This is a genomic window from Pseudomonas sp. B16(2017), assembly GCF_002113205.1.
Taxonomy (GTDB): domain Bacteria; phylum Pseudomonadota; class Gammaproteobacteria; order Pseudomonadales; family Pseudomonadaceae; genus Aquipseudomonas; species Aquipseudomonas pharyngis.
In genome coordinates, this window is sequence record NZ_NEKA01000001.1 from 165,574 (window position 1) to 187,503 (window position 21,930).

At 61.6% G+C, this 21,930-nt stretch carries 20 protein-coding genes; 6 read left to right on the top strand and 14 right to left on the bottom strand.

The window, feature by feature from the left end; genetic code table 11:
• Positions 1-226 precede the first annotated feature (226 nt).
• On the top strand, positions 227-859 hold the full coding sequence (locus CAG25_RS00800; protein WP_039765384.1) for a TetR/AcrR family transcriptional regulator: 633 nt from the start codon (positions 227-229) through the stop codon (positions 857-859).
• A 161-nt stretch (positions 860-1,020) separates the two neighbouring features.
• On the opposite strand, the gene CAG25_RS00805 is transcribed toward CAG25_RS00800, so the two are convergent.
• The 8 genes from CAG25_RS00805 to CAG25_RS00840 all read right to left on the bottom strand — a co-directional run bounded on the left by CAG25_RS00805 (position 1,021) and on the right by CAG25_RS00840 (position 8,313).
• Positions 1,021-1,236, bottom strand: coding sequence for a molybdopterin-binding protein (locus CAG25_RS00805; protein WP_007953520.1), 216 nt, complete (start codon positions 1,234-1,236; stop codon positions 1,021-1,023).
• A gap of 27 nt (positions 1,237-1,263) precedes the next feature.
• Complete coding sequence (ssuB, locus tag CAG25_RS00810; protein ID WP_085612023.1) at positions 1,264-2,070, bottom strand: aliphatic sulfonates ABC transporter ATP-binding protein; 807 nt, start codon at positions 2,068-2,070, stop codon at positions 1,264-1,266.
• Positions 2,067-2,849 carry an aliphatic sulfonate ABC transporter permease SsuC gene (gene ssuC, locus CAG25_RS00815; protein ID WP_011336451.1) on the bottom strand — a complete coding sequence of 261 codons (783 nt, stop codon included), beginning with the start codon at positions 2,847-2,849 and terminating at the stop codon, positions 2,067-2,069. Before ssuC ends, ssuB begins: the two co-directional genes overlap by 4 nt.
• 9 nt (positions 2,850-2,858) lie before the next feature.
• Positions 2,859-4,007 (bottom strand): FMNH2-dependent alkanesulfonate monooxygenase, encoded by a 1,149-nt coding sequence (ssuD, locus tag CAG25_RS00820; protein ID WP_011336452.1) that lies wholly within the window; start codon positions 4,005-4,007, stop codon positions 2,859-2,861.
• Between the two features lie 25 nt (positions 4,008-4,032).
• Complete coding sequence (locus tag CAG25_RS00825; protein ID WP_085612024.1) at positions 4,033-5,013, bottom strand: sulfonate ABC transporter substrate-binding protein; 981 nt, start codon at positions 5,011-5,013, stop codon at positions 4,033-4,035.
• 89 nt (positions 5,014-5,102) lie between these two features.
• Positions 5,103-5,696, bottom strand: a complete 594-nt coding sequence (ssuE, locus tag CAG25_RS00830; RefSeq protein WP_085612025.1) for an NADPH-dependent FMN reductase — start codon at positions 5,694-5,696, stop codon at positions 5,103-5,105.
• A gap of 340 nt (positions 5,697-6,036) precedes the next feature.
• Positions 6,037-6,675 carry a peroxiredoxin gene (locus CAG25_RS00835; RefSeq protein WP_011336455.1) on the bottom strand — a complete coding sequence of 213 codons (639 nt, stop codon included), beginning with the start codon at positions 6,673-6,675 and terminating at the stop codon, positions 6,037-6,039.
• A 294-nt stretch (positions 6,676-6,969) separates the two neighbouring features.
• Positions 6,970-8,313, bottom strand: a complete 1,344-nt coding sequence (locus CAG25_RS00840) for an OprD family porin (RefSeq protein WP_064600252.1) — start codon at positions 8,311-8,313, stop codon at positions 6,970-6,972.
• Between the two features lie 365 nt (positions 8,314-8,678).
• Between CAG25_RS00840 and tauA the strand changes: the two genes are divergently transcribed.
• The gene (tauA, locus tag CAG25_RS00845; protein ID WP_085612026.1) at positions 8,679-9,668 is read left to right on the top strand and encodes a taurine ABC transporter substrate-binding protein; all 990 of its coding nucleotides are present in this window, start codon (positions 8,679-8,681) and stop codon (positions 9,666-9,668) included.
• An 82-nt stretch (positions 9,669-9,750) separates the two neighbouring features.
• On the opposite strand, the gene argA is transcribed toward tauA, so the two are convergent.
• Both argA and argE read right to left on the bottom strand, forming a co-directional pair.
• A complete protein-coding gene (gene argA / locus CAG25_RS00850; RefSeq protein ID WP_007951778.1) occupies positions 9,751-11,049 on the bottom strand; it encodes an amino-acid N-acetyltransferase in 1,299 nt (432 codons plus the stop codon).
• 135 nt (positions 11,050-11,184) lie between these two features.
• Positions 11,185-12,333, bottom strand: coding sequence for an acetylornithine deacetylase (gene argE, locus CAG25_RS00855; protein ID WP_085612027.1), 1,149 nt, complete (start codon positions 12,331-12,333; stop codon positions 11,185-11,187).
• 156 nt (positions 12,334-12,489) lie between these two features.
• Between argE and CAG25_RS00860 the strand changes: the two genes are divergently transcribed.
• Positions 12,490-13,860, top strand: coding sequence for an inorganic triphosphatase (locus CAG25_RS00860; protein ID WP_085612028.1), 1,371 nt, complete (start codon positions 12,490-12,492; stop codon positions 13,858-13,860).
• 149 nt (positions 13,861-14,009) lie between these two features.
• Here the strand turns inward: CAG25_RS00860 and CAG25_RS00865 are convergent, their stop codons facing one another.
• Positions 14,010-14,480: an Lrp/AsnC family transcriptional regulator gene (locus CAG25_RS00865; protein ID WP_007951785.1), complete on the bottom strand. Its 471-nt coding sequence runs from the start codon at positions 14,478-14,480 to the stop codon at positions 14,010-14,012.
• A 126-nt stretch (positions 14,481-14,606) separates the two neighbouring features.
• On the opposite strand from CAG25_RS00865, the gene CAG25_RS00870 reads away from it, so the two are divergent.
• The 3 genes from CAG25_RS00870 (at position 14,607) to CAG25_RS00880 (ending at position 17,207) form a co-directional block, all read left to right on the top strand.
• Entirely contained in the window at positions 14,607-14,945 is a 339-nt protein-coding gene (locus CAG25_RS00870; protein ID WP_085612029.1) for a hypothetical protein, read from the top strand.
• 90 nt (positions 14,946-15,035) lie between these two features.
• The gene (locus tag CAG25_RS00875; protein WP_064379973.1) at positions 15,036-16,820 is read left to right on the top strand and encodes a GspE/PulE family protein; all 1,785 of its coding nucleotides are present in this window, start codon (positions 15,036-15,038) and stop codon (positions 16,818-16,820) included.
• A gap of 69 nt (positions 16,821-16,889) precedes the next feature.
• A complete protein-coding gene (locus tag CAG25_RS00880; protein WP_007951791.1) occupies positions 16,890-17,207 on the top strand; it encodes a DUF2388 domain-containing protein in 318 nt (105 codons plus the stop codon).
• Positions 17,208-17,258: 51 nt separating this feature from the next.
• Here CAG25_RS00880 and gcvP read toward each other — a convergent pair whose 3' ends face one another.
• The 3 genes from gcvP to gcvT form a co-directional block, all read right to left on the bottom strand.
• Entirely contained in the window at positions 17,259-20,132 is a 2,874-nt protein-coding gene (gcvP, locus tag CAG25_RS00885) for an aminomethyl-transferring glycine dehydrogenase (protein ID WP_085612030.1), read from the bottom strand.
• A gap of 134 nt (positions 20,133-20,266) precedes the next feature.
• A complete protein-coding gene (gcvH, locus tag CAG25_RS00890; protein WP_011336464.1) occupies positions 20,267-20,650 on the bottom strand; it encodes a glycine cleavage system protein GcvH in 384 nt (127 codons plus the stop codon).
• 49 nt (positions 20,651-20,699) lie between these two features.
• The gene (gene gcvT, locus CAG25_RS00895) at positions 20,700-21,782 is read right to left on the bottom strand and encodes a glycine cleavage system aminomethyltransferase GcvT (protein WP_085612031.1); all 1,083 of its coding nucleotides are present in this window, start codon (positions 21,780-21,782) and stop codon (positions 20,700-20,702) included.
• Between the last annotated feature and the right edge of the window lie 148 nt (positions 21,783-21,930).

Sequence of the window (21,930 nt, forward strand, 5' to 3'; positions counted from 1 at the left end):
TTGCAGCGCCAAAAAGAACGCCGTCGGCTATCGCAGCCAGCGGCGTTTTTTTATGGCCGCCTGCGGCGGTTCGCGAGCAAGCCCGCTCCCACAATGAATCTCCTGCGAACAGAAAATTTCATCTCACAGGAGATACCCCGTGGGAGGGGGCCTGCTCCCGAAAGCGGCCGACAAGACAACACAAGAGCCGGCTCGTACAATGCCCGCTGCCCCGCAGGAGACTTTCATGACGCGTCCCGCCCCCGTTCGCAAACCCCGAGCCCGCAGTCAGGCGCGGATCGATTCGATACTCGACGCCGCGCGCACGCTGCTGGCCGCCGAGGGCGTGGCGAGCCTGTCGATCTACAGCGTGGCCGAGCGCGCGCAGATTCCGCCCTCCTCGGTCTACCACTTCTTCGCCAGCGTCCCGGCGCTGCTCGAAGCGCTGACGGCGGATGTGCACGCAGCCTTCCGCGCGTGCCTGCAGGCGCCAATCGATCACGATGCCCTGCGCGACTGGCGGGACCTGTCGCGGCTGGTCGAAGAGCGGATGCTGGAGATCTATGGCGAGGATGCCGCCGCCCGCCAACTGATCCTCGCGCAGCACGGCCTCACCGAAGTCACCCAGGCCGACCGCCAGCACGACCTCGAACTCGGCGACCTGATGCACAAGCTGTTCGATCATCACTTCGAACTGCCGCGCCTGCCGGATGACGTCGATGTGTTCGCGCTGGCCATGGAACTGGGCGACCGCGTCTACGCCCGCTCGGTGCAGCAGCACGGACAGATCACCCCGCGCATGGCCGAGGAAGGCATGCGGGTGTTCGATGCCTATATCGGGCTGTATCTTCCGCCCTATCTGCCCAAGAGAATTCTCTAGCGTCCTGATCGGCCTCTTCGCGAGCAAGCCCGCTCCCACATTTGCAATACCATCCCCTGTGGGAGCGGGCTTGCCCGCGAAGGCCGCACCGCCGATTTCCAGTCAGACACAAAAAACCCCGAAGGGCTCACACCCTTCGGGGTTGTTTTTTACTCACAGGCTTACAACTTGGCGATGGACACCTCGGTGGATTTCACGAAGGCGATCACCTCGCTGCCGACCTCCAGTTCCAGCTCCTTGACCGAACGGGTGGTGATCACCGACGTGACGATGCCGGAAGCGGTCTGCACGTCGATTTCCGACAGCACGTCGCCGAGAACGATCTCCTTGATCGCGCCTTTGAACTGGTTGCGTACGTTGATGGCTTTGATAGTCATGGCATTGATTCCTGTCGTTTGCTTGAGTTATTGAGCCCAACGCAGTTGCGTAGGCAAGGGTGAAACGGGTTCCGGCGCCGGCGGTTCGCCGGGCAGGGACAACACACGGTTGAGCACTTCGGTTTCCAGCGCGGCCAGGCGATGAGAGCCACGCACCCGAGGACGCGGCAGCTCCACTTGCAGGTCGAGACCGACTTCGCCGTCCTCGATCAGAATCACCCGGTCGGCAATCGCCACCGCTTCGCTGACATCGTGGGTCACCAGCAACACGGTGAACCCGTGCTGTTGCCAGAGACGTTCGATCAGTTGCTGCATCTCGATCCGAGTCAGCGCATCCAGTGCGCCCAACGGCTCGTCGAGCAACAGCAGACGCGGCTGATGGATCAAGGCTCGCGCCAGCGCCACACGCTGCTTCTGTCCGCCGGACAACGCTGCCGGCCATTCATTTGCACGATCCGCCAGGCCAACCGCATCCAGCGCCTGCAAGGCTTGCGCACGCCAGTTGCCCTTGAGGCCGAGACCGACGTTGTCGATGATCTTCTTCCACGGCAGCAGCCGCGCTTCCTGGAACATCAACCGGGTGTCATCCCGCGCATCGCTGAGCGGTGCGGCACCGGCGAGCAGATCGCCGCCAGTGGGTTGATCGAGGCCGGCAAGCAAGCGCAGAAATGTGCTCTTGCCGCATCCGCTGCGCCCGACCACGGCGACAAACTGCCCTGCCGGAATGTGCAGATCGATGTCACGCAGCACCTGCCGCGCGCCAAAGGTCTTTTGCAGGTTGCGCACCGCCAGCGGAATCCCGCGCAGCAGGCGTGGAGGTTGTTGAGCGGTCATGCCGCACCTCCTTTCGCCACTTGATACGCCGGATGCCAACGCAGCCACACACGTTCAAGTCCACGGGCCGCGAGGTCGGCCAGTTTGCCGAGCACTGCGTACAGCAGAATCGCCAGCACCACCACGTCGGTCTGCAAGAACTCGCGGGCATTCATCGCCAGATAACCGATACCGGAGCTCGCGGAGATGGTTTCCGCCACGATCAGCGTCAGCCACATGAAGCCCAGAGCGAAACGCACGCCGACCAGAATCGAAGGCAGCGCGCCCGGCAGAATCACCTGCCAGAACAGGCTGAAGCCGGACAGGCCATAACTGCGTGCCATTTCCACCAGCGCCGGATCGACGTTGCGGATGCCGTGATAGGTGTTGAGGTAGATCGGGAACAAGGTGCCCAATGCCACCAGGAAAATCTTCGCCGACTCGTCGATGCCGAACCACAGGATCACCAGCGGAATCAGCGCCAGGTGCGGCACGTTGCGGATCATCTGCACCGAGCTGTCGAGCAGGCGTTCGCCCCACTTCGACAGGCCGGTGATGAAACCCAGCACCAGGCCGATGCTGCCACCGATGGTGAAGCCCAGCGCGGCGCGCCAGCCGCTGATCGCCAGGTGCGTCCAGATTTCGCCGCTGCGCACCAGGCTCACGCCGGCTTCGATCACCGCCACCGGCGCCGGCAGAATCCGCGTCGACAGCCAACCGGCCGACACCGACAACTGCCACACCGCCAGCAACAACACCGGCAACGCCCAGGGCGCGAGGCTGTGGATAAATTTCTTCATGGCGGCGCCTCAGCTCTGGGACGCGGCTTTGGGAAGAATGTCGTTGGCCACCATCTCCCCGAACGGGCTGACGTAACCGGCGCTTTTCGGCAATTCCGGGCGCTCGACGTCGAGGTGCGGGAACAGCAGTTCGGCCACCCGATACGACTCTTCGAGGTGTGGATAACCGGAGAAGATGAAGGTATCGATGCCCAGATCCGCGTATTCCTTCACCCGTGCAGCCACGGTCGGACCGTCGCCAACCAGCGCCGTCCCGGCACCGCCGCGCACCAGACCGACGCCCGCCCACAGGTTCGGGCTGACTTCGAGGTTGTCGCGGCTGCCACCGTGCAGCGCGGCCATGCGCTGCTGGCCGACCGAATCGAACCGCGCCAGCGAAGCCTGGGCACGTTTGATGGTGTCGTCGTCCAGGTGCGAGATCAGACGATCCGCCGCTTGCCAGGCCTCGGCGTTGGTTTCCCGCACGATCACATGCAGACGAATGCCGAAGCGCACGGTACGACCGAGCTTGGCGGCCTTGGCGCGAACCTGCTCGATTTTCTCGGCAACGGCTGCGGGCGGCTCGCCCCAGGTCAGGACCATTTCCACTTGTTCGGCGGCCAGATCCTGCGCGGCTTCCGAAGAACCGCCGAAGTACAGCGGCGGACGCGGTTGCTGGATTGGCGGATAGAGCAATTTGGCGCCCTTCACGCTGATGTGCTCGCCGTCGTAATCCACGGTTTCGCCTTCCAGCACCCGACGCCAGATCCGGGTGAACTCCACCGAGGCCTGATAGCGCGCTTCGTGATCGAGGAACAGACCGTCGCCGGCCAACTCTTCCGGATCGCCACCAGTCACCAGGTTGAACAGCGCACGACCGCCGGACAACCGATCCAGCGTTGCTGCCTGACGCGCTGCCACCGTCGGGGAAATGATCCCGGGGCGCAGGGCGACAAGGAACTTCAGACGCTGGGTCACCGGGATCAGCGAGGCCGCCACCAGCCACGAGTCTTCGCAGGAACGGCCGGTGGGAATCAGTACGCCGCCGAAACCCAGGCGATCCGCCGCTTGCGCGACCTGTTGCAGATAGCCGTGATCGACGGCGCGGGCGCCTTCGGCGGTGCCAAGGTAATGGCCGTCGCCGTGGGTAGGCAGGAACCAGAAGATGTTGAGGCTCATGGAGTGGTCTCCTTGGGGATTCGATTTACTGGGCTTGGGTGACCGAGCTTTGGTCCACTGCGGCCGGCGGGGTCCAGATCACGTCCTTGATGCTCAACGGCTTGGGAATCAGCTTGAGCTGGTAGAAGGTGTCGGCGATTTTCTGTTGCGCGGCGACCACTTCCGGGGTCAGGAACAGCGCGCCGTAGCCTTGGCGCTTCACCGAGGTCAGGGTGATGTCTGCCGGCAGGCCAAGCAGCGGCGATACCTGTTGAGTCACGTCTTCCGGGTTGGCCTTGGACCACTCACCGACGGCGCGCACTTCTTCCACGAGGGTCTTGATCACCTCGGGATTTTTCTGTGCATAGGGTTTGGTCGCCAGGTAGAACTGGTGGTTGTCGACGATGCCTTTACCATCACGCAGGGTGTGCGCTTGCAGTTGCTTCTCGGCGGCGGCCTGGTACGGGTCCCAGATGACCCAGGCGTCAACGCTGCCACGCTCGAACGCGGCGCGGGCATCCGCCGGCGGCAGGAACACGGTTTGAATGTCGGTGTACTTGAGGCCGGCATCTTCCAGCGCACGCACCAGCAGGTAGTGAACGTTGGAGCCTTTGTTCAGCGCGACTTTCTTGCCCTTGAGATCCGCCACCGATTTGATCGGCGAATCTTTCGGCACGAGGATCGCTTCGCTGTTCGGCGCTGGTGGCTCGTAGGCGACGTAGAGCAGATCGGCACCGGCCGCCTGGGCAAAGACCGGCGGGGTTTCGCCGGTGACGCCGAAGTCGATCGAGCCGACGTTCAGGCCTTCGAGCAGTTGCGGGCCGCCGGGGAATTCAGTCCATTGCACGTCGACGCCTTGGGCGGCGAGACGTTTTTCCAGGGTGCCCTTGGCTTTGAGCAGCACCAAAGTGCCGTACTTCTGATAACCGATTCGTAGCGTTTCAGCTTGAGCTTGGGTGATGGCGCCGAAGGACACAGCCGCAGCAAACAGAGCGACCAGACCACGACGCAAAAATACAGTGCGCATAGCGCTCTCCTTTTTGCTGTTGGGTTTTGGCTGCACCTGCTTGGCCGTTGGCGGCTGAGTAAGGTGAGTACTTCAAGTTTCGGTGTGGCTCAAATGCTCCAGCGAGCACTCAACAAACGTTCGTTCAGCAGCCCCGGCTCCAGCGGCTTCGGCCGGCGGGCCATGGCGCTGACAAACTGGTCCAGCGCTTCATGCAACCGCTGCTCCAGCGCCGGTGCCAACTGGGCCTGGGCACTGCCTTCGCCGTAGGCGATCTGGCTGTCCTCGGCAAAAATCCCTTGCAGCATTTCCTGGGCCTTCAACGCCGACAGCACCGGTTTGAGGGCGTAATCGACCACCAGCATATGAGCGATGCTGCCGCCGGTGGCCATTGGCAGAACAACCTTGTGGTTCAGCGCACGCTCGGGCAGCAGATCCAGCACGGTCTTCAGGGCACCGGAAAACGACGCCTTGTACACCGGCGTGGCGATCAGCAGGCCATCGGCGTTTTCAATCTGTTGCAGCAAGTCGAGCACCTTCGGGCTGTCGAAGCGGGCGTGGAGCAGGTCTTCGGCCGGGAAGTCCCGCACCTGATAACTCACCACTTCCACCCCTTGCTGCTGCAACCAGCGTTGCGAGCGTTCCAGCAACACCCCGGAGCGGGAACGTTGACTGGGACTGCCACCGAGTGAGACGACCAGCATTCAGAAAATTCCTTGCGCGTTACAGGCGATTCGCGGGTTGCGATCTCGCTTCGATGTGAGTGACATTACCAGCTGATTTATATATCCATAAATCATATTTATTCATTTGGTTATGCAATTAAGAGATATAAGATTGAGGTTTTTCCAGTCGAAAAAAAAAGGCCGTCGAAACGGCCTGAAATTCCCTGCATCGTGGTTCTGAATTCTGTGTCGCTCAAGCCGACGCCTTCGTCGGAACGCCGCCCGGAACACGCCCGCTCCCACAGGGGAACGCATTCCAGAATGTGGGAGCGGGCTTGCTCGCGAAAGCGGTGGTGACTACACCGCAAAATTTACTGATTCACTTGTTCGGCTGTGGGGTCAGGCGCAGGTACGGTTTCACCGCGCGGTAGCCTTTCGGAAAGCGTTGCTTGATTTCGTCTTCGTCCTTGAGCGACGGCACGATCACCACTTCTTCACCGTCCTGCCAGTTGGCCGGGGTGGCCACCTTGTAGTTGTCGGTGAGCTGCAGCGAGTCGATCACCCGCAGGATTTCGTGGAAGTTGCGCCCGGTGCTCGCCGGGTAGGTGATGGTCAGGCGGATCTTCTTGTTCGGATCGATCACGAACAGCGAACGCACGGTCAGGGTGTCGTTGGCGTTCGGGTGAATCAGATCGTACAGATCGGACACCTTGCGATCGGCATCGGCCAGGATCGGGAAGTTGACGATGGTGTTCTGGGTTTCGTTGATGTCCTCGATCCACTTGTGGTGCGAGTCCACCGGATCGACCGACAGTGCAATGGCTTTCACGCCGCGCTTGGTGAACTCGTCCTTGAGCTTGGCGGTGAAGCCCAGCTCGGTGGTGCACACCGGGGTGAAGTCTGCCGGGTGGGAAAACAGCACGCCCCAGCTATCGCCCAGCCATTCGTGGAAACGAATCTTGCCGGCGCTGGAATCCTGTTCGAAATCGGGGGCGATATCGCCAAGTCTGAGGCTCATGGTGCGGCTCCTGATGAGTGGTTGGAGACCTCAACTGTAGCTCGTGATTCGTTCTTCTGAAAAAGAATAAATAACTAGATATCTATATCTTTATTGAATATTAAACATCTGTTCACTGGACGCCCCGCAGCATCGCGACGAACATCGCCCTCAAGGTTCGAGAAGGCCTTGAGTTGCTGTAAAGAGGGGAACATCGGGAAAGGCTTACGGGGGTGAGCCGGACCCGAAAACGCAAAAGCCCCGTCCGGCGCGATGCCGGACGGGGCTTTTTTACATCAGTGCAGGAGCGCGCTATTACAGCAGCGGGATCGAGTAGCTGACGATCAGGCGGTTTTCGTCCTGCGAACGGGTGTTCGGCAGGTCGGTGCGCCATACAGCGTTTTTCCACATCAGGCCGACGTTCTTGAACGGACCTTCCGGTACGACGTAACCGATGGTGAAGTCGCGTTCCCACTCGGAACGGTTCGAAGCGTTTTCGCGGCCGTTGGTGCCAACGGTGTCGATCGAATCGCCTTTCAGGTAAACCACACCGGCGGTCAGGCCAGGTACGCCGACTTTAGCGAAGTCATACGAGTAGCGTGCCTGCCAGGTTTTCTCGCCGGCACGACCGAACTTCTGGATCTGCATGTCGGTGATGGTGTAGTTCGACGAACCGTCGCCCTGGTTCAGCCAAGGGAAGTCGGAGCTGCCGTTGGAAACCTGGTAACCGCCACCGAAGGTGTGACCTTCAACGGTGTACAGGAACAGGCCGCTGTACAGGTTGTTGTCGACTTCGCCACGACCGGAACGGAAACCGGTGTAGTTGCCGCTGCTGTAGTAGGCCGGATCAGTGCCGTTCTTGCCGTCGTCGGAGCTGTTGAAGTAACGGAAGTCAGACTTCAATACGCCCGGGCCGATGGCCCAGTTGTGTACCAGACCCAGGAAGTGCTGCTTGTAGAAGTCTTCCAGGTTGCCGTAGTAGTACTGGGCAGTCAGGTCTTTGGTGATCTTGTAGTCGCCACCGGCGTAGATGAACTTGTTGCTGTCACGGAAGCCAGCGCCACGGGTGTTTGCACCGCCGATGGACAGGTTTTCGTTGTTGCTGGAGTTACGACCTTTCACGGCTTCGATCTGACCACCGACCAGGGTCAGGTCCTTGATTTCGCCGGAAGTGATCTGACCGCCCTGCCAGGTTTGTGGCAGCAGACGACCGTCGTTGGTCACGATCACCGGGTTTTTCGGCTGCAGGGTGCCCAGCTTCAGTTCGGTCTGGGAGATCTTGGCTTTGGCAGTCAGACCCAGGCTGGAGAAGTTGTCCACTGCTTTGCCGTTGGACTCGCTCGGGAACACAGTGCCGCCGTAAGCGGTGCCGCTGTTGCCGTTGGTGCCGCCGCCCGAATCCAGACGCACGCCCAGCAGGCCGATGGCATCAATACCGAAGCCTACGGTGCCTTGGGTGTAGCCGGAGATGAAACGCAGATCGAAGCCTTGGCCCCACTCTTCGTTCTTGTTGGCACCAGCGCCATCGCGGTTGTCAGTGTTGATGTAGAAGTTACGCAGACCCAGAGTGGCCTTGCTGTCTTCGATGAAACCGGCGGCGCCTGCCTGCTGCGCCAAAACCCCTACGGCCACGGCCAGGGCCAAGGTGGACTTGTTCATGTTTCGCTCCTCTCGTTTCTAATTCTTGTGTTCCTGGTCCGGGGTCTGATGCCCCTGGATCCTAAGATGCGCGATTAGCGCCAGACCGTGACTGACAAGTCAATCGTAACCTTGTATGTCTACGACCAAGGTCTAATCGCAGTGATTTGGTCCCTGCAGGGTAAAGACTTCCTGATAAACCGAAAAAGAATTTATTCATTCTTTTTCATACCATTCGGCTATATGGCCAGCCATTTGCCATCTTCACCGGGATACAGCGTATCGGCGACTAAGCTCATTACTAAATGGTATTTGTTAGCCTTTTTTTAGATCGATTAGCTTTGACGCAACCCCGATTCGTCAAACCCTATCGAAAAGGCGACGCCATGATGGCCAAACGCGCACTATCTAGTCAATTTGTTACAGTTTGTGTGTCGGCGCTGATTTCTTTTTCAGCCCATGCCGCCAACCTCACTGTGGGCTACCAGACCGGTATCGACCCGAGCAAAGTCCCCCAGGCCGACGGCGCGTACGAGAAGGCCATCGGCGAGAAAATCGACTGGCGCCGGTTCAACAGCGGCCCGGAAGTTGTGACAGCCATCGCCTCCGGCGATGTGCAGATCGGCAACCTCGGCTCCAGTCCGTTGGCGGCCGCCGCTTCGCGCAATCTGCCGATCGTGGCCTTTATCGTCTCGGCGCAGATCAATGCCGCAGAAGCGCTGGTGGTGCGTAACGGCAGCGGTATCAACAAGCCCGAAGACCTGATCGGCAAGACCATCGCCACCCCGTTCGTTTCCACCTCCCACTACAGCCTGCTCGGCGCGCTCAAGCACTGGGGCCTGGACACCTCGAAAGTCAAAGTGGTGAACCTGCAACCCGCAGAAATCGCGGCGGCCTGGAAACGTGGCGACATCGACGGCGCCTTTGTCTGGTCGCCGGCGCTGGGTGAAATCCGCAAAACCGGCAAGACCCTGACCGATGCCGCGCAGGTCGGCCAATGGGGCGCGCCGACCTTCGAAGTCTGGGTCGCGCGCAAGGACTTTGCCGAGAAGCATCCTGAAGTCGTGGCCAGGTTCGCCAAGGTGACCCTGGACTCGTTCGCTGATTACGCGGCCCATAAAGACAGCTGGACGGCCGACTCGGTGCCTGTGCAGAAAATCGCCAAACTGACCGGTGCCAATCCTGCCGACGTTCCGGAATTGCTCGCCGGTTCAGCCTTCCCGGACGCCAAGGCGCAACAGACCACGGCGCTGCTGGACGGCGGCACGGCGAAGGCGATTGGTGAAACGGCGAAATTCTTGAAGGAACAGGGCAAGGTCGAAAGTGTTTTGCCTGACTACTCGCCATACGTCAGTGCGAAGTTTGTAGCCGAATAAACGCTATCGCGAGCAAGCTCGCTCCCTCACCGGTTCAGTGAACCTTTGTGGGAGCGAGCCTGCTCGCGATGGGGGCGTCACATCACAGCGACTTTTCGAAGATCTTCGAATTGCGCTGGTAGTTATAGAGAGAAGCCCGCGCCGCCGGCAGGCGTTCGACGCTGCTTGGTTCGAAGCCACGCTCGCGGAACCAGTGGGCGGTGCGGGTGGTGAGAACGAACAGGGTTTTCAGGCCTTGCGCCCGGGCACGGGTCTCGATGCGCTCGAGCAATTCGTCGCCGCGACCGCCATGGCGATACTCAGGATTCACCGCCAGACACGCCAGCTCGCCGGCATCCGAATCGGCAATCTGATACAGCGCCGCACAGGCGATGATCATCCCTTCACGCTCAACCACGCTGAACTGCTCGATCTCGCGCTCCAGCACTTCACGGGAACGGCGCACCAGAATGCCCTGCTCTTCCAGCGGGCTGATCAGGTCGAGCAAGCCGCCGACGTCTTCAATCGCCGCCTCGCGCACCAGTTCGAATTGCTCCTGGGCCACCAGCGTACCGCCACCGTCACGGGTGAACAGTTCGGTCAGCAGCGCACCGTCCTCGGCATAACTGACGATATGACTGCGCGCCACGCCGCCACGACAGGCTTCGGCAGCGGCATCGAGCAATTCCGCCTGATAGTTGCTGCCCAGACGCTGCAAATGCGCCGGCACCTGTTGCGGACGCAGCTCGCGCACCAGTTTGCCGTTTTCGTCGATCAGACCGAGGTCGGCGCCGAACAGCAGCAGCTTGTCGGCGCCCAGATCGATGGCGGCGCGGGTCGCCACGTCTTCGCAGGCCAGGTTGAAGATTTCACCGGTCGGCGAATACCCCAGCGGCGACAGCAATACGATGGAGCGCTCGTCGAGCAGGCGGTTGATGCCTTTGCGGTCGACCCGGCGCACTTCGCCGGTGTGGTGATAGTCGACGCCTTCCAGCACGCCGATCGGCCGCGCGGTAACGAGGTTGCCGCTGGCCACCCGCAGGCGCGAGCCCTGCATCGGCGACGAAGCCATGTCCATCGACAGCCGCGCTTCGATGGCGATGCGCAACTGGCCGACCGCGTCGATCACGCATTCCAGGGTCGCGGCATCGGTGATGCGCATGCCGTGGTGGTAATGCGGGGTCAGGCCGCGTGCGGCGAGGCGGGTTTCGATCTGCGGACGCGAACCATGAACCAGCACCAGCCGCACGCCTAGGCTGTGCAGCAATACGATGTCATGGACGATGTTGCCGAAATTCGGATGCTCCACGCCGTCGCCCGGAAGCATGACAACGAAGGTGCAATCGCGGTGAGCATTGATATAAGGAGACGCGTGGCGAAGCCAATTGACGTATTCGGGCATGAACCTGGGCCTGTAATAAATAGCAGCCGGAAAAAGGGCAGAACGGAAAACGCACAGCGGGCTGATGGTTATCGTCGGAACAGGCTTGGCGACACGCGCGCTCTCCTCATGAATACGGGTGGGTGTGTGGGCAATTTATACAGCTTTGAGACAGTAATGTTCGATCAACTGCCGCAATAGATGCACGGTAGGCTGCAAACGTGACATTTCGAGGTACTCGCCCGGTTGGTGCGCACAGGCGATGTCGCCGGGGCCAAGCACGATGGTTTCGCAGCCAAGGCGCTGAAGATAAGGCGCTTCGGTGCCGAACGCTACCGCTTCGGCCTGGTGGCCGGTGAGTTTTTCGGCAATTCGCACTAACTCCGCGTCTTCGGCCTGTTCGAACGGCGGCACTTCGGGAAACAGCGGCGCGTAATCGATCTTCACTTTATGCCGTTCGGCAACCGGGTTGAGCTTGCGCAGAATCTCGCTGCGCAAGAGCTTGGGGTCCATCCCCGGCAACGGACGCAAGTCGAACTCCAGCGAACACTGGCCGCAGATGCGGTTGGGGTTGTCGCCGCCGTGTATGCAGCCGAAATTCATGGTCGGCTGCGGCACACTGAACTGCGGGTTGTTGAATTCGCGCTGCCACAGCAGGCGCAGGCCGCGCAGCTCGCCGATGGCGTCGTGCATCGCTTCGAGTGCACTGTGCCCCAGGCGCGGATCCGACGAATGGCCGCTCTGCCCGAGGATATCGATGCGCTCCATCATGATGCCCTTGTGCATGCGGATCGGCTTGAGCCCGGTCGGCTCGCCGATCACCGCCGCCCGGCCCAGCGGTCGCCCCGCTTCGGCCAGCGCCCGGGCACCGGACATCGAGCTTTCTTCATCGCAGGTGGCGAGGATCAGCAGCGGCTGCTTGAACGGCTGATCGAGCAGCGGTTGCACGGCTTCGATGATCAGGGCGAAAAAGCCCTTCATGTCACAACTGCCGAGGCCGACCCAGCGGCCGTCGACTTCGGTGAGTTTCAGCGGATCGGTTTTCCACAGCGCATCGTCGTACGGCACCGTGTCGCTGTGTCCGGCCAGCACCAGCCCGCCGGGGCCGCTGCCGAAACTGGCGAGCAGATTGAATTTGCCGGGGCTGACCTGCTGGATGTCGCAACTGAAACCCAGGTCGCCAAGCCAACCTGCAAGCAGATCGATCACCGCCCGGTTGGACTGGTCGAGGCCCGGCTGGGTGCAACTGACCGACGGCGCGGCGATCAGTGCAGCGAACTGGTCTTGCATGGACGGCAAAGGCATCGCTGACTCCAACTCCCGGATTGAGGTTCATCATAGAACCATCCGGCGCCGAGAATAAACCGCCGCAAAGCGTAGGAAGGTTCAGTCCTGTACACTGCACGGCCTTGGCAGCCACACATCCCCCCGGCTGCGCTCCCGATCCTGGATTTTCCGGCCATGCAGAAAGAAACCGAAATCAAACTCCGCGTCAGCCGCGAAACCCTCGCCGCCCTGCGCGAGCACCCTCTCCTGAAAAAACGCAACAAAAGTGGCTGGGAACGCCGTGAGTTGATGAATCAGTACTTCGACACGCCCGAGCGTGACCTGGCCCGGGCCAAGGTTGCCCTGCGCCTGCGCAAGGACGGCGAAGACGTGATTCAGACCCTCAAGACCCGTGGCCAGAGCGTCGCCGGCCTGTCCGAGCGTAACGAGTACGACTGGAACCTGCCCAAAGCCAAGCTCGACGTGAAGAAACTCGACGGCGAATGCTGGCCCGAGTCCCTCGCCGAGCTGGACAAGAAAACCCTGAAGCCGATCTTCACCACCGATTTCGTCCGCGAGCGTGCCGAAATCGCCTGGGGCCGTGGCAAGACCAAAGTGGTCATCGAAGCCGCGCTGGACCTGGGCCACGTGGTAGTCGGCAAACAGAAAGAAGAAATCTGCGAGCTGGAACTGGAGCTGCGCGAAGGCGAGCCTGCCGCGCTGCTGGAACTGGCCGCCGAACTGGCCGAAACCCTGGCCCTGATGCCGTGCGACATCAGCAAGGCCGAGCGCGGCTATCGCCTGTACGACGCCAACAGCTACTCGCTGAGCCTGCCGGCGCCGGCCATCACCGCCGAAACCCCGCTGGACGACGCTTTCGCCGCCCTGGCCTGGCACCTGCTCGGCAGCAGCCAGCGTCTGGCCGAACAGTATCGTTTCAACGGCCATTGGCGCCTGTTGCAGGACTGGGTCGAGAACCTCGCGGAAATGCGCGCCCTGCTCAGCAGCCTCGGCCAGGCCGCACCGCGTCCGTCGACCCACGACCTGCGCGTGGCGCTGGATGCGCTGCTGGAAGACTGGCGCCCGCTGGTACAGGTCGGCATCGAAGACGAAGACGTGCGCAAAGCCGCGCCGGAGCAGTTCCTCGAAGAACTGGAAGATCCGCGCTGGGGCCTGTTTTCGCTGAACGCTTCGCGCTGGTTGCTGGCCCGTACCTGGACGGCGGACCGTAACACCCGTGGCAATCGCCAGGGTGCCGCGCAGTTGCAAAGCTGGCTGCCGCGCCTGCTGGGCGAAGAAGCCACTTCGCTGCAATTGCAGCGTTATCAGCAGCAACCGGAAGATCTGGCCGAGCAATTGCCGCGCATCGAGCGCATCCAGGTCTGGCTGCACCACGCGCGCAACGTGCTGGAGATCCCGGAAATGGATCGTCTGTACGGCGAGCTGAACAAACTGGCGCAACTGGCCAACGAGCCGACCATCACCGAAGAACTGCTCGATGCGCGCAAGCATCAGACGATTGCGGTGTACCAGAACCGCGCCTGGAAAATGCTGTTGCGTATGTAACCCCCGGATGATGATCGTTCCCACCCGTGTGATCGTTCCCACGCTCTGCGTGGGAATGCAGCCCGGGACGCTCCGCGTCCCAAAGCGGACGCAGAGCGTCCATTGAGGCATTCCCACGCGGGAGCGTGGGAACGATCATCACCGCGCAATCAACGCAGTACCGGCAGGCTCGTCGTCGACTTGATCTCCGACAACGCCACAATCGAGTTCACTTCCTGAATCCCCGGCACCAGCGACAGCTTCTCGAAAAAGAACCGCTCATACGCCTCGATGTCAGCCGCGACGATCCGCAACAGAAAATCCACCGCCCCCATCAGCACGTAACACTCCAGCACTTCGGGAAAGCCGCGAATCGCCTCGGTGAACTCAGTGAAGTTCGAACGGCCGTGGGCGTTGAGTTTGATCTCGGCGAAGATCTGCGTGTTCAGGCCGATTTTCTTGCGATCGAGCAGGGTCACCTGGCCGCGAATGATCCCCTCCTCCTTCATCCGCTGAATCCGCCGCCAGCACGGCGATTGCGACAGACCCACCTGTTCGGCGATCTGTGCGCTGGACAAGGAAGCGTCCTCTTGCAGCAGGGCGAGAATGCGCCGGTCGTAGCTGTCCAGCTCGCTGTGCATAAATAATCCCCAAAATAAGCTAATGGCGAATTGATCAACCTTACCAATCGCCTGATCAGCTCATCTTAGACAAGAAATGCCCGGCATCGAATGTAAAAATTCCTCCACTGATTCCGGAGACCTGCCATGCCACACCTCGAAGCCGTGAACACCCCCGCGCCCCGTGCCGATGTGTGGAACGCCAGCAACGCCCATTGCCTTGCGCAATACCAGATCCTGGCCGAGGCCGAGCCGGATTTGCTGGTGCGGGTGCTGAACCTGTTCGCCTTGCAGTGCCTCACCCCGGAACAGGTCAATGTCCAGCGGCTGGACGACTTGCTGTCGATCGACATCGTCATGGGTGGCCTGAGCTGGCACCGCGCCCAGGTGATCGCGGAAAAACTTCGTAACCTGATCAGCGTCTGCTCGGTGGACCTGCAAAACCCCGAAGCGGCGTGGAATGCGCCGGCACAGGCGGCCGGCTGACAAGAACCGAAACGTCTTCGTCGGGTAGTGGCCCAACGGTCGGCGGGGCCACGACTATCCTTTGCGCACTGTCGTTCAAAAGGAGCCCGCATGTCCGTTCAACTCGCCACTCAGGACCGCTGGCTGGATCTCAATGAGGTACTGCGTGAACTGGTCGCCCAGGGTTTCATCTGCCAGGACTCGGCCGAGCAGGCGTTGAATGCCCGGCGCCGGCATGCCGCCCACGGCCAGAAGCACCCGCTGGAATTCATCGCCAGCCAGCAACTGGACGACCTCAGCCGTCCGGGCAAACACCTCGACCTGGAAAGCCTGACCCTGTGGCTCGCGCAACAGGCCGGCCAGCCGTACCTGCGGATCGATCCGCTGAAGATCAACGTCGCCGCCATCACGCCGCTGATGTCCTATGCCTTTGCCCAGCGCCACAAGATCCTCGCGGTGTCGGTCGACCGCGACGCGGTCACCGTGGCCAGCGCCCAGCCCTACGTCAGCGGTTGGGAGGCCGATCTGACTCACGTGCTGAAACTGCCGATCAAACGGGTGGTGGCCAACCCGGCGGACATTCAGCGTTTCAGTGTCGAATTCTTCCGTCTCGCCAAATCGGTCAGCGGCGCCAGCAATGCCGATGCGCAGGGCGGCAACCTCGGCAACTTCGAACAACTGCTCAACCTCGGCGCCAGCGATCAGGAACCGGATGCCAACGACGCGCACATCGTCAACATCGTCGACTGGCTGTTCCAGTACGCCTTTCAGCAGCGGGCCAGCGATATCCACATCGAACCCCGGCGCGAGCAAGGCACGGTGCGTTTTCGCATCGACGGTGTGTTGCACAACGTCTATCAATTCCCGCCGCAGGTGACGATGGCCATCGTCAGCCGCCTGAAAAGCCTTGGCCGGATGAACGTCGCCGAGAAGCGCAAACCCCAGGACGGCCGGGTCAAGACCAAGACTCCGGACGGCGGTGAAGTCGAGTTGCGGCTGTCGACCCTGCCCACCGCGTTCGGCGAAAAAATGGTCATGCGGATCTTCGACCCGGAGGTGCTGCTCAAGGATTTCGATCAGCTGGGCTTTTCCGCCGACGACCTGCGGCGCTGGCAGGACATGACCCGCCAGCCCAACGGCATCATCCTGGTCACCGGCCCGACCGGTTCCGGCAAGACCACTACGCTGTACACCACACTGAAGAAACTGGCGACCCCGGAGGTCAACCTCTGCACCATCGAAGACCCGATCGAGATGGTCGAGCCGGCCTTCAACCAGATGCAGGTCCAGCACAACATCGACCTGACGTTCGCCGCCGGCGTGCGGGCGCTGATGCGGCAAGACCCGGACATCATCATGATCGGCGAGATCCGCGACCTGGAAACCGCCGAAATGGCGATCCAGGCGGCGCTGACCGGGCACCTGGTGCTCTCGACCCTGCACACCAACGACGCGCCGAGCGCCATCAGCCGTCTGCTGGAACTCGGCGTGCCGCATTACCTGATCAAGGCCACCGTGCTTGGCGTGATGGCGCAACGCCTGGTGCGCACACTGTGTCCGCACTGCAAGGCGCCGCTGACACTGGACGAAGAAGACTGGCAAACCCTGACCCGGCCGTGGCAGGCGCCGCTGCCGGGCAATGCGCAACGGGCCATCGGTTGCCTGGAGTGCCGCGACACCGGTTATCACGGTCGCGCCGGGGTCTACGAAATCATGCAACTGAGCGACAGCCTCAAGGCCTTGATCAGCCCCGACACCGATCTCACCGCGATCCGTCGCCAGGCCTTCAAGGAAGGCATGCGCAGCCTGCGATTGTCCGGCGCGCAGAAAGTCGCGGCGGGGCTGACAACGCTTGAAGAAGTATTGCGGGTGACACCACAGAGCGAGCAGAAATAGCCGCTCACGGAACCGGATCGGGGAAACGGCGATCCAACCGGTTATTCAACACCAGTGGAGTCACCCAACATGCGTCTCAAACTTGCTGTCGCCACCCTCGCCTTGCTGTCCCTCCCTGTTGGTTCAGCGATGGCCGACAGCTTTTGGCGTAACGTCATTTCGTCCGGTGCCACCACCGGCTCGACCTACCTGACCTTCAAGGATCACAAACTGATCGTTGCCGCCCAGGACGATGCTGGCAGCTTCGTCGCCAGCGACGGCGGTATCCGTGGCCCGTACCTGGAAGCGGCGATGCAGAAAGTCCGCGCCGATAACCCGGGCCTGCAGGCAACGGATATGGAACTGGCGAACGCGATTCTGGCGAAGAACGCTGTGGCGTCGGAATAAGAGGCTCACAAAAATGCCGCTCGAAATGAGCGGCATTTTTTTGCCCGCTATTCAGCGGTAATCGTCCACCGGCACGCAAGCGCAGAAGAGGTTGCGGTCGCCGTAGACGTTATCGACCCGGTTCACCGCCGGCCAATATTTGTGCGCCTTGGTGTGTGCATCCGGCGTGATGCCCTGCTCGATGCTGTACGGCCGCTCCCACACGCTGGTGATATCGGCTAGGGTATGCGGCGCCCGTTTGAGCGGGTTGTCCTCGGCCGGCCAGTTGCCGTTTTGCACCTCAGTGATTTCTGCACGAATGCTCAGCATCGCGCCGATGAAGCGATCCAGTTCGGCCTTGGACTCGCTTTCGGTCGGTTCGACCATCAAGGTGCCCGGCACCGGGAACGACATGGTCGGTGCATGAAAGCCGTAATCCATCAGGCGTTTGGCGACGTCTTCTTCGCTGATGCCGGTCTGCGCTTTCAGCGGCCGCAGATCCAGAATGCATTCGTGGGCGACCCGCTCGTTGCGGCCGGTGTACAGAACGGGGAAAGCACCGGACAGATGCTGCGCCAGATAATTGGCCGCGAGGATCGCCACCTCGCTGGCATCCGCCAGTTGTGGCCCCATCATCGCGATGTACATCCAGCTGATCGGCAGAATGCTCGCACTGCCCCACGGTGCGGCGCTGACCGCACCGTTCTGCGGATGCGGTCCGTCAATCGGAATCACCGGATGGTTGGCAACGAATGGCGCCAGATGCGCACGCACACCAATCGGCCCCATGCCCGGCCCGCCTCCGCCGTGGGGTATGCAGAAGGTCTTGTGCAGGTTCATGTGTGACACGTCGGCGCCAATGTCCGCCGGCCGCGCCAACCCGACCTGGGCATTGAGGTTGGCGCCGTCCATGTACACCTGGCCGCCGTGCTGGTGGATAACTTCGCAGATTTCGCTGATGCCTTCCTCGTACACGCCGTGGGTCGACGGGTAGGTCGCCATCAGGCACGACAACTTGGCCCCGGCCTCGGACGCCTTGGCTTTCAAATCCTCCAGATCAACGTTGCCCGCCTCATCGCACTCGACGATCACCACGCGCATCCCGGCCATCTGCGCCGAGGCCGGGTTGGTGCCGTGGGCCGAAGAAGGAATCAGGCAGATATCCCGCGCGCCCTGCTGGCGGCTCTCGTGGTATTTGCGGATCGCCAGCAACCCGGCGTACTCGCCCTGGGCGCCGGAGTTGGGCTGCATGCAGATTGCATCGAACCCGGTGATCGCACACAGCCAGCGCTCCAGCTCTTCGATCATCAGCGTGTAACCGACCGCCTGCTCCCGGGGCACGAACGGGTGCAGGTTGGCGAATTGCGGCCAGGTGATCGGGATCATCTCGCTGGTGGCGTTGAGTTTCATGGTGCAGGAGCCCAGCGGAATCATCGACTGGTTAAGCGCCAGATCCTTGTTCTCCAGTTGCTTGAGGTAGCGCAACATCTCGGTTTCGCTGTGATGGGCGTTGAACACCGGGTGGCGCAGGTACGGCGTGCTGCGTTGCAGCGTGTCGGGAATGCCGGAGGCCAGCGTTTCAGCGTCGAGATCAGCGACGTTCAACCCGTGATCGGCGCCCAGCAGCACATCGAACAGTCTGGCCACGGTGCTTTCATCACAGGTCTCGTCAAGGCTCAGACCCAGTCGGCCACGACCGAGGATGCGCAGGTTGATCTGCGCGGCCCGGGCGCTTTCGATGATCGCGGTTTGCGCCCCGCCCACGTCCAGCGTGAGGGTGTCGAAGAAGTGTTGGTTGAGGCGCTGGATGCCATGGCGGTCGAGCCCGGCGGCGAGAATGCAGGTCAGCCGGTGCACGCGCTGGGCGATTCGTTTCAGCCCTTCCGGGCCGTGATAGACCGCATAGAAACTGGCGATGTTGGCCAACAGGACCTGGGCAGTGCAGATGTTCGAATTGGCCTTCTCCCGACGAATATGCTGCTCGCGGGTTTGCAGGGCCATGCGCAGCGCGACGTTGCCACGGGCATCTTTCGATACGCCGATGATCCGCCCGGGAATCGCTCGTTTGTATTCCTCGCGACTGGCGAAAAACGCCGCGTGCGGGCCGCCGTAACCCATCGGCACGCCGAAGCGCTGGGATGAACCGAACACCACATCGGCACCCAGTTCGCCCGGCGGGGTCAGCAGCAACAGACTCAACAGGTCAGTCGCGACGCAGGCCAGCGCCTGCTGCGCGTGCAGGTGATCGATCAAGGGTCGCAGGTCGCGGATCTCGCCGTGGGTGTCGGGGTATTGCAGCAATGCGCCGAACACCTGGTGCTGCTTCAAGTTATCCACAGCGTCGACGATCAGCTCGAAGCCGAAGCCTTCGGCGCGGGTCTGCACCACGGAAATGGTCTGGGGATGACAGTTTTCGTCGACGAAGAACAGATTGCTCTTCGACTTCGCCACGCGCTTGGCCAGGGCCATGGCTTCCGCGGCGGCGGTGGCTTCATCGAGCAGCGAAGCGTTGGCCAGTTCAAGGCCGGTGAGGTCGATGGTCAGTTGCTGAAAGTTGAGCAACGCTTCGAGCCGGCCCTGAGCGATTTCCGGTTGGTAAGGCGTGTAAGCCGTGTACCAACCGGGATTTTCCAGCACGTTGCGCAGGATGACGGTCGGGGTCAGGGTGCCGTGGTAGCCCATGCCGATCAGGCTGGTCCAGACCTGATTCTGTTCGGCATAACCACGCAGTTTGGCCAGCGCTGCCTGCTCGTCCAGCGCCGGCGGCAGGTCCAGCTCGCGGTTGAGGCGAATGCCCGGCGGCACGGTCTGTTCGATTAGTTCGACCCGGCTGCCGAGGCCGAGGCTGTCGAGCATCGCCTGTTGCTCGGCGGCATCGGGGCCGAGGTGGCGGCGCAGAAAGGCATGGGGATCGCGTAACTGGCTCAGGGATGGCAACTGGGACATGACGGGCTCTCTCTTGGCTGGCGGCTCAGCGTCAATGCAACACGGTCAAACCAGCATAGCAGCCACCCCGAAGGCCAAAGTCCCGGGCAGAAAAAAGCCCCGACGGGTCGGGGCTTTGGGGGCTGGCGTGCAGCTTATTCGCCGATGGCAGCCTTGTAGGCGGCAGCGTCGAGGAGCTTGTCCAGCTCGGCCTTGTCGCTTGGCTTGAGCTTGAAGATCCACGCGGCGTACGGATCGTTGTTCAGTTCTTCCGGCGAACCGGCCAGGTCTTCGTTGACGGCAATCACTTCGCCACCGACCGGGGAGTAGATGTCGGAAGCGGCCTTGACCGACTCGACGACACCGGCGGTATCACCGGCGGCGAACACCTTGCCCACTTCTGCCAGCTCGACAAACACCACATCACCCAACGCTTCCTGGGCGTGATCGCTGATGCCCACGGTGACGGTGCCGTCGGCTTCAAGGCGCGCCCATTCATGACTTTCGGCAAAACGCAGTTCAGCTGGAATGTTGCTCATGCTCGGTGTCCTCAAGAAATTGTCAGCGGTCGTGCCCGCCGGAAAAGGTTTAGATCAGGGTTTTGCCGTGACGGACAAACGTCGGTTTGACCACTCGTACCGGATACCACTTGCCACGGATTTCCACTTCGGCGCGGTCGGCAGTCGCCATCGGTACACGCGCCAGGGCAATCGACTTGCTAAGCGTAGGAGAGAAACTACCACTGGTGATCTCCCCTTCGCCAACATCAGCGATACGAACCACCTGATGAGCCCGCAAAACCCCGCGCTCCTCAAGCACCAAACCGACCAGTTTGTGCTGCACACCAACGGCTTTCTCCGCCTCCAGCGCATCGCGACCGATGAAGCGGCGCGTGGCCGGTTCCCAGGCGATGCTCCAGGCCATGTTCGAGGCCAGTGGCGAAATGTCCTGATGGATGTCCTGGCCGTACAGGTTCATGCCGGCTTCGACCCGCAGCGTGTCGCGAGCGCCGAGACCAATGGGGGAAATGCCGGCGCCCACCAGATCGTTGAAAAATCCGGGAGCCTGATCGGCCGGCAGGGCAATTTCCAGACCGTCCTCACCGGTGTAGCCGGTGCGCGCAATGAACCAGTCGCCGTCGACATGGCCTTCAAAAGGCTTGAGCATCTGGATCAGATTGGCGCGGGACTGGGTCACAAGCTCGGCAATCCTGTGCCGGGCATGGGGACCTTGAATGGCGAGCATCGCCAGTTCGGAGCGTTCGGTCATCTGAACATCGAAGCTGCCCAACTGTGCCTGCATCCAGGCCAGGTCCTGATCGCGGGTGGAGGCATTGACCACCAGACGATAACCGTCTTCGAGGCGGTAGACGATCATGTCGTCGACGATGCCGCCGCGCTCGTTGAGCATGGTGCTGTACAACGCACGGCCGGGGCTGTGCAGGCGTTCGACGTCATTGGCCAGCAAATGCTGGAGCCAGGCCTTGGCCTGGGGGCCGGTGACATCGATCACGGTCATGTGGGAAACATCGAACACCCCGCAATCGCGACGCACCTGATGGTGCTCCTCGACCTGCGAGCCGTAATGCAGGGGCATGTCCCAACCGCCAAAATCGACCATCTTCGCGCCGAGGGCGAGATGCAGGTCATACAGAGGCGTACGCTGTCCCATGGGTTTCTCCTTCCGGGCGTGGCGAAGGTGCGGAGCGCTGCTGCACGGTTCGGAAAACCCTGTAAAAAAGGGCCTTCAGCCGATTTCAGCGACAGGGTCTGTCAGACGGACCGCACCGAATGCCGCGCATTGTAGCCGCATGATTCAG